Source organism: Dyadobacter sp. 32 (assembly GCF_902506755.1).
Taxonomy (GTDB): domain Bacteria; phylum Bacteroidota; class Bacteroidia; order Cytophagales; family Spirosomataceae; genus Dyadobacter.
In genome coordinates, this window is sequence record NZ_LR735258.1 from 1,188,628 (window position 1) to 1,203,074 (window position 14,447).

General features: G+C 44.4%; 10 protein-coding genes. 1 reads left to right on the top strand and 9 read right to left on the bottom strand.

Features of this window, described 5'->3' with window-relative positions; all coding sequences use genetic code 11:
• Positions 1-195: 195 nt before the first annotated feature.
• The 4 genes from DYADSP32_RS04695 to DYADSP32_RS04710 form a co-directional block, all read right to left on the bottom strand.
• On the bottom strand, positions 196-834 hold the full coding sequence (locus DYADSP32_RS04695) for a response regulator transcription factor (RefSeq protein WP_149243802.1): 639 nt from the start codon (positions 832-834) through the stop codon (positions 196-198).
• Between the two features lie 299 nt (positions 835-1,133).
• Entirely contained in the window at positions 1,134-1,673 is a 540-nt protein-coding gene (locus DYADSP32_RS04700; protein WP_149243801.1) for a DUF2911 domain-containing protein, read from the bottom strand.
• 417 nt (positions 1,674-2,090) lie between these two features.
• Entirely contained in the window at positions 2,091-2,327 is a 237-nt protein-coding gene (locus tag DYADSP32_RS04705) for a hypothetical protein (RefSeq protein WP_149243800.1), read from the bottom strand.
• A 112-nt stretch (positions 2,328-2,439) separates the two neighbouring features.
• The gene (locus DYADSP32_RS04710; protein ID WP_149243799.1) at positions 2,440-2,811 is read right to left on the bottom strand and encodes a hypothetical protein; all 372 of its coding nucleotides are present in this window, start codon (positions 2,809-2,811) and stop codon (positions 2,440-2,442) included.
• A 355-nt stretch (positions 2,812-3,166) separates the two neighbouring features.
• On the opposite strand from DYADSP32_RS04710, the gene DYADSP32_RS04715 reads away from it, so the two are divergent.
• Positions 3,167-4,984 carry a glycogen synthase gene (locus DYADSP32_RS04715; protein ID WP_414617517.1) on the top strand — a complete coding sequence of 606 codons (1,818 nt, stop codon included), beginning with the start codon at positions 3,167-3,169 and terminating at the stop codon, positions 4,982-4,984.
• Between the two features lie 48 nt (positions 4,985-5,032).
• Here DYADSP32_RS04715 and DYADSP32_RS04720 read toward each other — a convergent pair whose 3' ends face one another.
• The 5 genes from DYADSP32_RS04720 to DYADSP32_RS04740 all read right to left on the bottom strand — a co-directional run bounded on the left by DYADSP32_RS04720 (position 5,033) and on the right by DYADSP32_RS04740 (position 14,406).
• A complete protein-coding gene (locus tag DYADSP32_RS04720) occupies positions 5,033-6,220 on the bottom strand; it encodes a SpoIIE family protein phosphatase (protein ID WP_149243797.1) in 1,188 nt (395 codons plus the stop codon).
• A gap of 34 nt (positions 6,221-6,254) precedes the next feature.
• A complete protein-coding gene (locus DYADSP32_RS04725) occupies positions 6,255-7,142 on the bottom strand; it encodes a sensor histidine kinase (RefSeq protein ID WP_149243796.1) in 888 nt (295 codons plus the stop codon).
• Between the two features lie 37 nt (positions 7,143-7,179).
• Positions 7,180-10,875, bottom strand: coding sequence for an ATP-binding protein (locus tag DYADSP32_RS04730; protein WP_414617518.1), 3,696 nt, complete (start codon positions 10,873-10,875; stop codon positions 7,180-7,182).
• A 110-nt stretch (positions 10,876-10,985) separates the two neighbouring features.
• A complete protein-coding gene (locus DYADSP32_RS04735; RefSeq protein WP_149243794.1) occupies positions 10,986-13,847 on the bottom strand; it encodes an MFS transporter in 2,862 nt (953 codons plus the stop codon).
• Positions 13,848-13,857: 10 nt separating this feature from the next.
• Positions 13,858-14,406 carry a GNAT family N-acetyltransferase gene (locus DYADSP32_RS04740; RefSeq protein WP_414617519.1) on the bottom strand — a complete coding sequence of 183 codons (549 nt, stop codon included), beginning with the start codon at positions 14,404-14,406 and terminating at the stop codon, positions 13,858-13,860.
• Positions 14,407-14,447 lie beyond the last annotated feature (41 nt).

Here is a 14,447-nt window from a genome sequence, read left to right on the forward strand (position 1 = left end):
AATCATGGAAACAGTACAGCGGAGTTTTAAGATCGTTTACTAAAAAGAGGAGAATTTATAACCGAATGCAAAGATGGCTTGTATATGCGTGGGATAACATACCGGAAAACCATGATTTTGATTAGTATTTATTCTACAAACTTATTTAGTGGTAAAGTTTCCAGATTTGCTATAATGTCAACTGGGGCAGATAACTCAATCCAGTAATCCATTTTTGATTGCGAAAAGTACCAATCCAATCGCATTTTTCACCCCTGTTTTCTGAAACAAATTCTTGCGATGCGTTTCCACAGTGGTAACACTGATAAACAGTTTTTCGGCAATTTCACTAGTGGATAACTCCTGGGCTATTAGCCTGATAATCTCAATCTCTCTGACGGTTAGGCCATTTAATTGTTTACTTCCATCCGCAGCAGGTGTATTAAGCGTCAGAATACTCTCATTGCTCAGGTACTTTTTGCCCCGTACCACGTCCCTAATTGCCGTAACAAGCTCATCTGAACTTAGAAACTTTGGCAAATAAGCGCTGATTCCCAAGTCCATAGCCCGTCGTATCTCCGCCGGATCCTCAATCATGGAGATCATGACTATTTTAAAGTCACCATCGTAGGCAAGCACCTCGCGACTTAATTCAAATCCACTCATAACAGGCATACGGGAATCCGTGATGAGTAAGTCTGCATCAAAAGATTTAATGTACGGCAGAACCTTTTTCGCATCCGTAAAAGCAGCTACAACTTCAAAATCGGAATGCGTGGAAAGTAGCAGCGAAAGGCTGTCAAGTACCATTTTATGATCGTCAACTATAACAACTTTCGTTTTGGCACCGTACATAAACAGCTAGGTTTTTATTTAGTATGCAGATTTCTATTGGGTAATATTACATATATCCATGACTACTTCTATCAATATGTAACCTGACAACACATTTTTGTATAATATAAAATTCGCAAATACATTTCCGAGTCCTCCTAATATGATCACTCATCAAAATCAGTTTTGGGCCATTACTATTGCTTGCATTAATCTTTCTGAATAAATATAAAATTATTCGCAACTTAATCAACGATGATTTCAGCAAGAACTATTTTCTTCCGCAATAGAACCATTATACCGAATTCTACGGCATTTCACTATCTGACAGGAATAAAAACCTCCGTATTCTCCCAAATCAGTGAAAAACCTCTGGAAGAAACCTTGTAGACCAAGCGCTCGTTAAAAGCACTGATATTGGTCGATTTGGCCGTCACCATCACCACATCCCGATCCGGATCCCGGGTTGTGTTTCCGCCTCGTGTGACTCCCCATTGTCCCGTTTCCGAATTCAGAATGATGGTCCACTGGTTGGGCGTGGGGATTGCATACAAGCTATATTTCCCCGCCGGAATGCTCTTCCCTCCTATTTTAATCGCTTTGTCGGTCTCAAACAGGGTGGCCTCATTGGCGCCGGCGCGCCAGACTTTGCCATAGGGTACCAGTTCACCGAAAACTTTTCTGCCCTTAACGCCGGGACTGCTATAAGTAATGGTAATAGCGGCCCCACCCACTTTACCCGTAGCTGTAGCCGGCGGACTAGGCCTGGATGCCGTTTCATCCTGGGCCCAAACAACCACAACGAACATGACGCCTATACACGACAAAAGTAACCTTTTTGAAAAAATCGCTCCTTTCATAATTTTCAATTTTACAAGTTTTATCACAACGACCAAATTCCACTGCAAAATAGCAATTTTCGCACCAGACCGCTTCGGTCCAGGTCATGAATCGGAGTGAATCAGGATATGACAGGCCAAGCGGTCTAACGTTACTTCACAAAATGGATATCTCAGAAAGAAAAATGATTTTCCTGGCGGACTTTTGAATCCTGTAACCAGGGCCGTTTGGGTAAAATTTGATGCTAAAATCAGCCAGGCATAGTAACCTTATGCCACTATAAAGTAATCGGAAAATACCGGGGAGGCGGGGGAAAATCATGAAAATCCCGTTTTGACCAAAGCAACCCATCAGGGTTTTATGTCATCTACTACGGAGGAACTGACAACTCCTTTTGGGACACGATGAGTCCTGAGGAGTAAAAAGGCCAGCAAGCGCTAGCTAAGAATAAGAATCGGTTGCTGTAAACCGGCAATGCCCTCACTACCTTGAGGGTAATATAGATCAATTCGCCTTCCTGAGATTTCTGCTTCCTCAAGAAGAGGGAAGAGCAATTCCTCGCCATGCAGCCTTAGTGCCTCAAAAAGCAGATTACCGTAAAGAAATTCTTCTGAGCCGGGACCATAAATATGTGCCGCCCACTGAAGTTTATCAAAGATCTGTTGACCTGTCATAGCATTGGGATGTGGTTATCAAAAGGATTCACCATTTGTTCATAGATGACATTAAGTACCTATTCGTTGCATGTAACTTAAGGAATACTGAAAAGTAGATGGTACGGTGCGCCTAATCCATAATGACTCCTTTAATTCCTTCGCACATTCTTCTGATTCGCTGAACGGACGCAGGTTTATTCTCTGATTTATCAACCTTCACAACTAGCTCCCCAGGTGACGCTTCCAACTCGAAAACTGTACCGTCCAAAAGCCGGGTATCTATATTAACCCGGTCACCCACCGCTGCAAATAGCGAGTTCGGGCTAATGCTCCGATTGATGTAACTCTGCACCGCAGGCATTTTATCCTCATTGAAATAGGCCGAAAACGTATACTTGTCATCAGAATCCTTCACTTTGATGTTCAAATCCTGATTTCGATGACAAGAACAAAAAACCGCCGATAACCCTGCAAGCATGGAGGTCATAACTATCTTTTTCATGGTTGTTTGAAAAATGTTTAACAAGGTACCATGCAATATACAGTACCATCGGATTACTTTCACAGGAAAGATACATGAATGGTAAATAGCCATTACCAGCGAAGAACCTGGCAGTCAGTGATCACCCAAAATCCCACTCAAGTCTGCTTTGGAGAGCCGCTCGACTTCAACAGAATGTTTCAGCTCCACTTTTAGCAGGCTCAACTTAATATTTTTCGGTTTAGCCCAAATCCCCTCATTTTGTTATAGCGATATCACTAATTTTAGTTTGAAGAATCCTATTAAATGAACGGATCTTCAACAGTTCAACGCTTGACGTTATAGAAAACTTTTTAATCAGATCCCTCAATCAAAATTGAAACCAGACAGTGTTCTCTTTGAGATTGCCTGGGAAGTGTGCAACCAAGTGGGTGGAATATTCACGTTTATCAGGTCGAAGATTCCTACCATGCTGGACACTTACGGAGAAAACTACTTTCTCGTGGGCCCTTACTTTCCCGACAAAGCCCGACTGGATTTCAGACCAATCCGCGAGCCGGAAGAATGTGCGCTTTCCGCCACACTTGCCAGCCTCCGGAGCCAGGGGTACGAAGTCCACTTCGGATATTGGTTATTGGAAGACTCGCGCTCCTTCGTTATCCTCATTAATCCCTATATTGATTCCGACAAACTAAACGAAGTAAAAGACAAGCTGTGGTATCATCATCAAATCAGCACCATTGTAAAGGACGACCTGGTCGACCAGATCCTTGGATTTGGAGAGGGTGTAAGGTTGTTTCTTTCGGAATACATTTCCAGAACCGATGTAAACCGGGACGTAATAGCGCACTACCACGAGTGGCTGTCTGCAAGTAGCATCCCTGAGCTTGTCCGGGAAAAGGTACGCCTGGCTACCATCTTCACTGCACATGCAACTGTCCTCGGACGTTATCTGGCACCTAATGAAACCCACTACCTGGATAAGCTCAGCACCTTCGACTGGCAGGCCAAATCGCAACAATACGGGGTCGAATCTAAGGCAAAAATCGAGCGGGCGGCTGCCCGGAATACAAACGTACTTATAGCCAATAGTGACGTAACGGCTCAGGAGTGCACTGTTTTTTTTGAAAGATCTTGTGATGCAATCATTCATAATGGCGTCAACAGAAAGCCAGGTGCCCCGCATATGGCATTTGTTGAGCACCAGAAGAGCAGGGCCAAAATAGATTCATTCGTCAAAGCCTTTTTTGCACCGAGTTATCCGGTTCAAGCAGAAAAAATGCTTTACTTCTTCATATCCGGCAGATATGAATATCGCAACAAAGGATTTGATGTTACCCTGGAAGCTGCGGCAAGGTTAAATGGTATGCTGATGCAGGCCAATTCAGATCTCAATGTGGTGCTTTTTGTCATCAGCTGCCAACCTTTTCACCATATTAAATCGGAGGTACTTGAGGCTCGAAAACGTTTTCAGGACCTCAACAAGATTTGTAAAGAAATCAGCTCCCGGCTAGGCCCCAAATTTTATTCCAAGATAACCGGTACGGCACATAACCATAGAATGCCCGATCTGAATGAAATGGTGGACGAAGAATTGATGGTTCAATGGAGACAGGCGCTCACCAATTTCAAGAGGAAAGACTTGCCGCCCATCTCCACACACGAGCTTTTGACCGATGATGAGATCACCCGGTTTGCCGTTCGGGCCGGGCTCGACAATAGTGCCGAAAACAAAGTAAAAATTGTCTATCATCCTGACTTTATTGACCGTACGACTTCACTTTTCGGGATGGACTACCTGGAGTTCGTACAAGGATGCAACCTTGGTATCTTCCCCTCTCTTTATGAGCCATGGGGAAATGCGGCTATGGAGTCTTCCCTGCAGGGAACACCCGCAATCGTGAGTAACACTTCCGGTTTTGGTCAGTTTGTGGAAGCAAATCTACCTCACTACGAGGATCATGCACTTCATATGATCGACAGACGAGCTCAATCCGATGAGGACGCGGTGATGCGATTGACCCAAATATTATACATGTTCACCCAGAATTTCCGAGATGACCAGTTTATCCCCAGAACGGTCCTTCCCAACCACTTCCTGGACTTCTTTCGCTGGTCCGGGGTGAGTCAGCGATATCTGGAAAGCTACAAACTGGCACTTCACCGAAATCAGCCCGTTGCCAGTTTGTACTAAGCCATTCCTGCCCAACCGCCGGATCCCCAATAATCCTGCTTTTACCGCCTAAGCCGGATTCCCTAAATAACTTAGGGACAACATGGTAATATCGTCAAACTGGTTGGCCGCTCCGATAAAATCCACCAGACTGGCTAAGGTTACTTCATTCATTTGCTTTGCGGTCTTTTGCTCCGAACCTTCACCCGTTGTAAAAAAGTCCTGTAAATAGTGAAGGCCGTATCTCGCTCCTGCAAGGTTATTGGCGTCGGTTACACCATCCGTGTAAAGAACAAATTTATCTCCGGGATTCAGTTGCAGAGTCTTGGAAGTATATTCAAATGTACTGTCAAAACACAGTGCCATTCCGCCTTCCTTTTTTACCAGTTCTGTGGTGCCGTCGGCTCTAATAATCAGAGGTTGTTCGTGACCGGCATCAATATACTCAACCACACCGGTTTTCACATTCAAAATGCACACAAACGCAGTGACAAACATAAATGAACTGTTATCCTCGCAAAGGAACTCGTTTACAATCTTTACCTTTTCGGAGATGGTATCGCCATTCCTGTTTGAAAACTGGCTTTTGAAAATTGCCTTTGTAATGGCCATAAACAGCGCAGCGGGCACACCTTTGTCCGAAACATCGCCGATCATAAAAAACAGCCGTTCCGAATCCATCATAAAATAATCATAAAGATCCCCACCCACTGCTTTTGCAGGTTGCAAAAATGCATTCAGATCCACACCCGCCTTGCCAATCGCCGCAGGCACCGTTTTAGGAAGCATCGACAGCTGAATTTCCTTTGCTACGCTCAGGTCATTCTGGATGGCAATCAGCTGCTCCCGTCCCCTTTCCAGGTTCTCCAGCATTTCTATATGTTCAACGGTCTTGGATATCGTTATTTCAAGATCCTCAAAATTCACAGGCTTAGTCACGAAGTCAAATGCCCCGCGGTTCATAGCCGTGCGAATGTTATCCATATCGCCGTATGCCGATACCATAATGGCCTTCAGGAGGGGATTCTGCTTTTCATTGACGTGACTAAGAAAAGTAAGACCGTCCATTCCCGGCATATTGATATCCGAAAGAATAAGCGTGATGTCCTTGGATTCTTCCAGCCGCTCAAGCGCTTCTATGCCGTTATTGGCGAAAACAAACTCGTACTTTTTCTCTCTGATCTGCTTACGGAAAAGTTGAAGGATCAACATTTCCATATCTTGTTCATCGTCCACGCTTAGTATCCTGATAGCCATTTTGTAACTTTTTTTGAATGATATAATGATTTTATTAAGCAGGAATTACGATTATAAACTCCGTTTGCTCTCCCGGGGTTGAGTGTACCTCAATCGTACCCTTATGCGTTTCTGCAATTGTGTTGTATGTTAAAGACAGCCCAAGACCTGTTCCCTTTCCATGTGGTTTTGTTGTAAAAAACGGAAGGAACAGTTTGGATACAATATCCTCAGGTATCCCGATTCCATTGTCCTTAACCCTTATCTCAACCTGTGAACCCAATCTTTTTGTAGAAATCGTAATCACCGGATCATAGCCTGTAATGGCCATTTTCAACTTTTCATTCACTGCGTAGCATGCATTGTTCACCAGGTTGAGAATGACCCTCCCCAGCTCGCCACGTGACAGGTTCACTTCTTTCACCTCCGTATCCAGAAGATATTTGAGCGTCACATTAAATTCCTTATCTTCTGCTCTTACGCCCTGATAAGCCAGTTTACTGAATTCCTCCAGGAGTTGATTCAGATCCGTTGGTTCCAGTACAGGGCTGTCTGTTCGGGTCTGCGACAGCATACCCTGCACAATTCGTTCAATGCGTTTTCCATTATCATTGATCTTCTGGACGTTCATTGCCAGCGAATCCAAAATATCCTTTTGATCGGCATAATCATCTTCGGTAAGCTGCCCCGGATCCTTTTCGGAAAGTGATCTCAGCTCTGCAATGAGTCCCAATGAAAGGCGGGAAAAATTATTGACGAAACTCACCGGATTTTTGATCTCATGCAAAATCCCCGCACTAAGCTGACCAATATCAGCAAGCCTGCCGAGCTCCACGATTTTCTGCTGGTAGACTTCAATTGTATGATGAAGCATATCCACATCCGGGTCAACGCCATGCTGTGCTAGGTTTTCATCTGAAGGATCATTCGCAAATTGCTCCATTTCGTCTGTAGGTTTGGCTTTTATTTAGTTTATTGATTTACGAGTTGACTATGGGTAGTACGATCTCAATCTCGGTATATTCACCATCTTTCGAATTGATCAACATCTTACCACGGTGATACTCCACAATATCTTTGCTCATGTACAAGCCCAGGCCCGTACCTTTAGAAGTAGGCTTGGTAGTAAAGAAAGGACTGAATATCTGCTCTATTTCCTTTTGCGGAATTCCTTTACCATTGTCCCGAAAGCTGATCAGTATCCCCTCTTTGGTTTGCCGCGTTTTCACCGACACCTGCGGCACATAGTTTTTGGCAATTTTCTCCTTTTCCAAAACGGTGTAACAGGCATTACTTACCAGATTGGAAACGACCTCGGAAAATTCGTAGGGCAAGAGGCTAACCTTCACCGGTGAGGGATCAAAATTGAAAGTAAGCTCAACATGAGATCCTTTATGTTCATTCAAAGCTTCCTGAAGAGCATATCGAGCCTTGGTTTCAAGAAAAGGTGTAAGCTCGGTAACCAGAAAACTGTTCGACTTGGCTTTTAGTAATTTTTGCATATCCTTTACGATGCGCGTTGTACTGTTGCCATGCTCATAAATTTTCTCCAGATTCTTTTTAAGCATTTGTACACCACTTTCGAGATCACCCTGATCGTCCTCTGAAAAACCATCCTGATATTTGTCTATAACCTCAGAAATTTCATCAATCAATGACTTCGATGATTGAGAAAAATTATTGATGTAATTGAGCGGATTTAGAATACGGTCCACAATGCCTTTGGTGAGCTGCCCTACAGAAGCCAGTTTTTCCTGACGAATCAATTCCTCCTGCGTTGACCTGAGATTGGCGAGTGTATCTTCCAGATTTTCAAGAATATTGGTTTTTATGTAGGCCCCGATCAAATGTTCCTTCAGGTTCCTCATCATGTTGAAATCCCGTTGATCAAAAGCAAATGCCCGGTCGGAATTTTCAAGGGTGATGACACTTCGCAACTCCCCATCTACCCTGATTATAATTGAAATCAACGATTTGGGCGCAAAGAGGTCGTCTATTGAATTGTTGAGATTGTCGAACTTAAAATCATTTTTTACAAAAATATCCTCAAACACTTCGTTCGCATTGTCTATGTATCGCTCTGTAAGCTGGTCATAGGTTAATTCAACAGATTTTACAGACGAAATATCGACTTTTCCGGATAGTGCAATAAACTGGTAAACCTGCTTCGACATATTATAAACCAGCCCTGAGGCACCGTCGACATTCTGAAATTCGCAGAGCCGATCAAGCCCCATTTGGAAAAGTCTCGCCGTATTGACCTCACTGTTTATGGATTTAACAAAATCATCTATACGCTCAAGCTGGTCATTGGTTGCCGATAGCGCCTCGGATTGCTGCTCAAGTTCCTCCTTCTGATTTACCACCTCCTCAGTTCGCTCTCTGATCAGATTTTCCAGCCCCTGCTTTTCTTTTAAAATTCGTCGCAGTCGCCACCGAACCGTATAATAGATGATCACCACAAACGAAACGGCATAGAAGAGGAGCATATACCATTGTAAAAACCAGGGCGTAAGGATTGTGAAAATGAAGACTGCCTCCTCCGAAACATTGGTATACACATCGCGTGCTCTGACCCTGAACACATATTTCCCGTAAGGGAGTCCATTGTATTCCTTGCGGGTCATCGTACTCCACTCCGACCAACCTTTGTCATAATTCTCTAAAAAATACTGGTACTCGGTATCCTGATTGATATGGAAACTTGGTAAAGAAAACTCAAACGTGATGTTGTTTTGCTTGTAGACCAAACGTGTTGCCGTGGAGTCCCTCAAACGGCCCAACGTGATATTACTATCCGCAACAGAAATATTTCGTATGAGTACTGGGTACTTAAATTGGTATATCTTTTTTACTTTCATATCCAAACGATAGAGCCCTTGTGCCCCACCAACCCACGCAACGTTGTTTTGATCAGCGTAAATAGCCTGGAATGAGATGTCCGCAATCGGCAGAAATGGGATCTCCGTTTTTTCCAACGCAATTTGTCCGGGCTTCTTCCTGAAATGGGAAACAACTTTTTTGTCCCCACCGGTAGTCCAGATATTACCTGATCCATCTTCCCGGACCATGTCAAACCAAATGTTCTGGATACCCAGCATTTCTGTTCGTTCAAACAGATCTTTTTCGGAATTATATTCAAATAAACCGTCCTTATTGGTAAGCAGGAGCTTTTCGTTACAAACTGAAAGTTTATTATAAAGTGCACTTTTAATACCCTGAGCAGCAGAGAACCGGCGTATTTTCCCTGTGACCATATCGAGCTTCATAACCCCATTCGAAAGTGTTTCAAGCCACAAGGTACCGGCTGGGAACTCAGTGACACCGGCAATCTGCTCCGTCACCGCACCAACCCGCTCCACCCGCCAGCCCGAGCTACTCTTCTTCACAAAACCCAGTCCATCCTGAAGACAGATGTATGCAATATCCGGATTCGATTTTGAGGCTGCGACGCTGAGTGTAAATTCACTATTAACGAACGACGTCTTACCATTCTGCCATGTGGCAAGACCCTTGTTTGTGGCAATTAACAAGGTGCTGCCCCATGGCTGAAACGCCAGACAACTGCCCAAAAAGTCAGGTACACGAACCACTGAATTATTTGCGATGTAATACAAGCCGTTTAAAGTACCGACAAAAATCTTACCCTGAAATCGTGTGATCGCTGTGACTTCTCCCTTCAATCCGGTAGCGGGGCCAAAGTTCGATATTGGTGACGGGACATTTACCTTTACGATACCGTCATTAAGGGCCAGCCAGAGGTTATGGTCCCGATCAATAAACATAAAACTGACCTGACCATCCTGGCCTACCCCGTCCCACCTGATGGGGTACAACCTGTTTCCGCTCGCCGAGACGATCTCTACCCCCCCGCTTAACATCCCGACCGCAATGGTTCCATCATGCAATCTGGTGGCAAAAGTGGCCTTATTCTTTAAAAGTTCATTGTTGATATCACCGCTGATGTTTTCAACCTGACTACCTGAAAACCTGAATAAACCCTGGCTTGTCGTCAATAACAAAGCCGAGCCGTCGGCTTGCCCAACGAGTGATACCATATCCAGCAGATTCGGCACATTATCGGCTTTCTGAACCTCGGACACAGATTCCCCGTTCAGCACGAGCAGGCCTCTGTTTTTGCAAAAAATCAACACCTTATCATTATACGCAAATGCAGACTGGATTAGAAAGTCATTCTTCTGAACGGTTACTTTACTTCCATTCCAGATAAAAACATCCCGTTCAGATATGAAAAGAGCGCCCTTTTCCGTTGGGACAATTCGTTGGATTGAACCGAATTTTGCATTGATTTTTTTCGAAAGACTCACAAAACGATGTACCCCGAGCGTATCATAAGCCAGATAACCAAACTCACCGTTTGCACCTACCAACACGTTTCCTTTTTTATCCAGGGCCAAGGAAAGCACGCGGGTTCCGTTTTCGGTCTGTATGGTTTTCCAGGACGTGCCATCATACTCCAGTACACCGGCAAAGTTTCCAAAATACATGATACCTGAACGATCCTGGGTCACTGCAAAATTCTGTGCGTGCGCATCATATTCGGTAGGTAGATAGGTACGCGAAAGCGGGTGTCCTATCTCCTGGCCGGCAAGCTGACCAAAACCAGGTGTGATGGACGATATTACCAGAAAAAAACAGATGGTCCTGAAATTCATTTTGCACATTTCATAAGTCATAACATTTATCCCAGGATTGATTTGCCCTTTGAGATCCAGTTCCCCGAACACCTCTTGAAGCCTTGAAATCAATCCATTCATTCGGCCATTCAAATCCCATTATCCGTCATCAGCACCTCCGTGCGATTTGCTTTAATATCCAGATCCTGTAACAGGTAATTTTCGCTCAGATAGAATTCGGTGTTCTCTAACGCATTCGGGATCATGACCACACCAAGGTCTTTCATTTCGCCGATATCCCAAATTTCACCTGCACCAACAGAGCCTATTTTAGAAAAAAACAAATTTCCATAAGTAACAATAAGCGACATATCCGCCTTACCTGTATGCTTTCTCAGATCAATCACATCCATCGCCTCGGCATTGAAATACACGGAGTTGAGGAGAATTTTCTGCAGCTTACCATTACTCAGACTACTCAATAGGTGGATAGAGCGCAGGCGACGAAGTTTACAGATCAACAGATCTTCCTGTGTGGCAAGCCATTCGAGTGGCCGCATAATGGCAAGATGAAAATGATCCCGGGTTTTAATCATGGTTTCCATAACGGAACCAAACCTTTCAGGATTTACGATCCTTAGTACATAAAAGGCCGTTTCAGAAATAACTTTTGACGATGAAACTGCGTTGGCAACCAGAATGGCTGTTACATTCTCCTTCGGATAATGAACCAATTCTTTGATGGCGACCGCTTTGGTCCAACGCGAAATCCTGGTATAATCCTTGTTGATGATGTCCATAAGCCGCTCTTCAACCGTGAGCTTCGCTTGCGGAAAAAACACTGAATATCGCGCCTGCATCTCCGTTAGCGAATCGCAATCAAGAAACGGCAAAATCTTGTTTTTGACATTTTCAGGTAAAAGAAGGTCCGCAATTTCAATCAGGTAATCACGGATATCTACATCATTTTCCTTATCGAGCAGCGTTATCACGTGGAATCGGGAGCCATAGACCAGCTCAAGTATTGTAAATGCCCTGAGCATGATCCATTTTTTCTCCCGTTCCAGATTGAGCATGATTTGCGATTCCCGTTCATAGACATCGATAAGATCGTACTGCGCTGCCAAGAGCCAGGCAAATATGTTCAGATAATCGTCAAGTTCTGTAAGTAAAATCAGCTGCTCGGTGGAGTTACATGTGTAGCCCAGGTTGCAGAGCGCCTTTATCACCCGATCCTTCAACAGCCTGTCAGGATTGTCGAGATTCTTGCGCATAAACTTCACCGCATCATTCCCACCAATTTCTTCAACGATTTCCAGCAGTTTCAAACAACGTTCCTTGCGGTCTCCGTGATTGAGAAATGATTTTTCCATTTGCTTTAAAACCGGTGTCCCAACCATTTTGAGGGCTTCGGACGCGGCGGTGCTGAACCGGTCCTGATCCAGTTGTTCCATCAGGTACGGCCACAATTCAGCCCTTCCCAATTGGCCTGCACTATAAATGGCAGCCTCCCGAACCTTCGGGTTGCTGTCCTGTAAGAGTGGGATAAGGTTTTTCCCGGAAGTAAATCTTTTGGAAAATCCAAGCCCGATCGCGGCTTCAATCCGGTCTTCATCCCTGGTCGAAAACACCTGGCTAGTCAAAACGTCATAAGGTTTTTCTTTGACCATCGCCTTGGACAGCATGGTGCCCTTTGGTGCTTTCACCGGAAAATTAAAAACCCTGTCCCGCACCATTCTTTTGTAAGAGCTTTGTCCAAGAACAGAAAGCAGTATCCAGATCAACGTAACCAACAAAAATATAATCGTTAAGACCAACACATTGAAATCCAAAACATTGACCAGCAAAATGAGAACGATCCCGGCAAGAAGTCCCCCCAAAGATTTGGCGCGCCCTTCAATCCGCCCCTGAATACTGAGCCTGAAACGTGCCGGAATGGGCTGATACAAAACCTGGTAAGCCGGCTCCGCTATCGCTTTCCGCACAGCGCTCATAAAAAATCGTGAGAGCGCAATACAAGCGAAAAACACTGCCGCCGTATCGTACCCCACTCCATAAATGGTAGCAATGGTAAAACTGAACAGCAAACTTAGAGGAAGAATGAGAATACCCGCCCGAATGCCATATTTGTTGATCAGTTTGTTGTAAAGAAAGGTTTTGATTACCATCTCAATGATGGCCGAAATACCGAAGAAAAACCCTAGAAAACTGGCCAGCAATTCTTTGTTGGGAAAAACGGCACGAGATTCGGAGAAGAAAATATACTCCACATAAAACAGCGCAAAAACAGGCAGCAATGCAAGCAAGAAGATATTTCTGTAATAGACACGATCCACTATTTCTACATTTTCAAAAGCGGGTATACTTTGTTTTTCTGTGTCAATTTCCTTTTCCTCCTCATTGCCGGTTACAAAGTTGCGATGAATGCTGCGCAACAAAAAACTGCATATAATCAGCATCCCGACGGCGATCAGCAACAGTGTTTCGGTGCTCACCAGATTGACCAGTATCGGAATAGTCAGATACATCCCAACGGAAGAAATAACCTCACCCGTGTTGATCAGGCTTGATAACCTTTTAGATTGCTGAAGGTTGAAAAGCTTGGCTACAACGGCCCAGAATGTAACCCCATTGACCAGCACAAAAACCCTGTTCCAGATAAAAAGAAAAAAGAAAACCCATCTGCTTCCGGTTACGTAATAAGCGATCAGAAAAAGTCCCAGCGAAATAATCAGAAACAACAGCATGTTTTCTGCCAGCTTGTTGAACGAGTATTTCTTCTGAAGGCGCGTGATTCCAATGCCCATCATATACACGAGAACGCCTCCGGCAATATAAACCTGCGGCAGTATCTGCCTTTCGAAGCTGGTAAGGAAGGAGGATGCCACCACCGTGTAGAACAAGGCTGTGGCACCACCCATGAAAAAGGAATAGCCCATCAGAAAAGAAACGAGCTTCTCCTCGTCCTTTCTGACATGCAGCATCCTCAATATCCTTTTACCATTTACCATTCAGGTTGCTTTATAAAATTTCCTTAACCATAAAATAAATCTGACGCTCCGGCATCTGAAAAAGCGGCCTGATCTTCCCGATACAAATAAAACCAAGGTCTTCAAGTGGCTTGATCCGGGACGCGATGGGTTGGGCAATAATCACTTTCGCCCCATGCTCTTCGGCAAAGCTAAGCCTGGCTTTATCCAAAACCGACGAAAAATTGTAACCCCGATACGATGGCGCCACCACCAGCCTGTTTAGCGATGCAAACGGTCCGGTATTAAAGGTTCCCAAGGCATTTTCGTCAAACAAATCAGCATGAGGAACGGTGTTATATTCATTATGAAAACTCAATCTCGCAGCCGCCACGATGACGTTGTCCTTGGAAATAATCCAGTGAAAGGCCCTTTGATCGTCGGAGTCTATCCAGGCATTTTGAGCGAAAAAATCTTTACTTATCCCCTGCTCGTCCTTCCAGGCAAGAACCCGGAGTGCCCCCATTTCGTCTAGTCTCTCGGGACTATCGAGCCTGGTCAGCAGAAACTTTTCGTTGCCGATTTCTAAACATTTTTCCATTGTAAGAGGAGTTCTTTTATTCGTTCGTTCCATTGTCAACA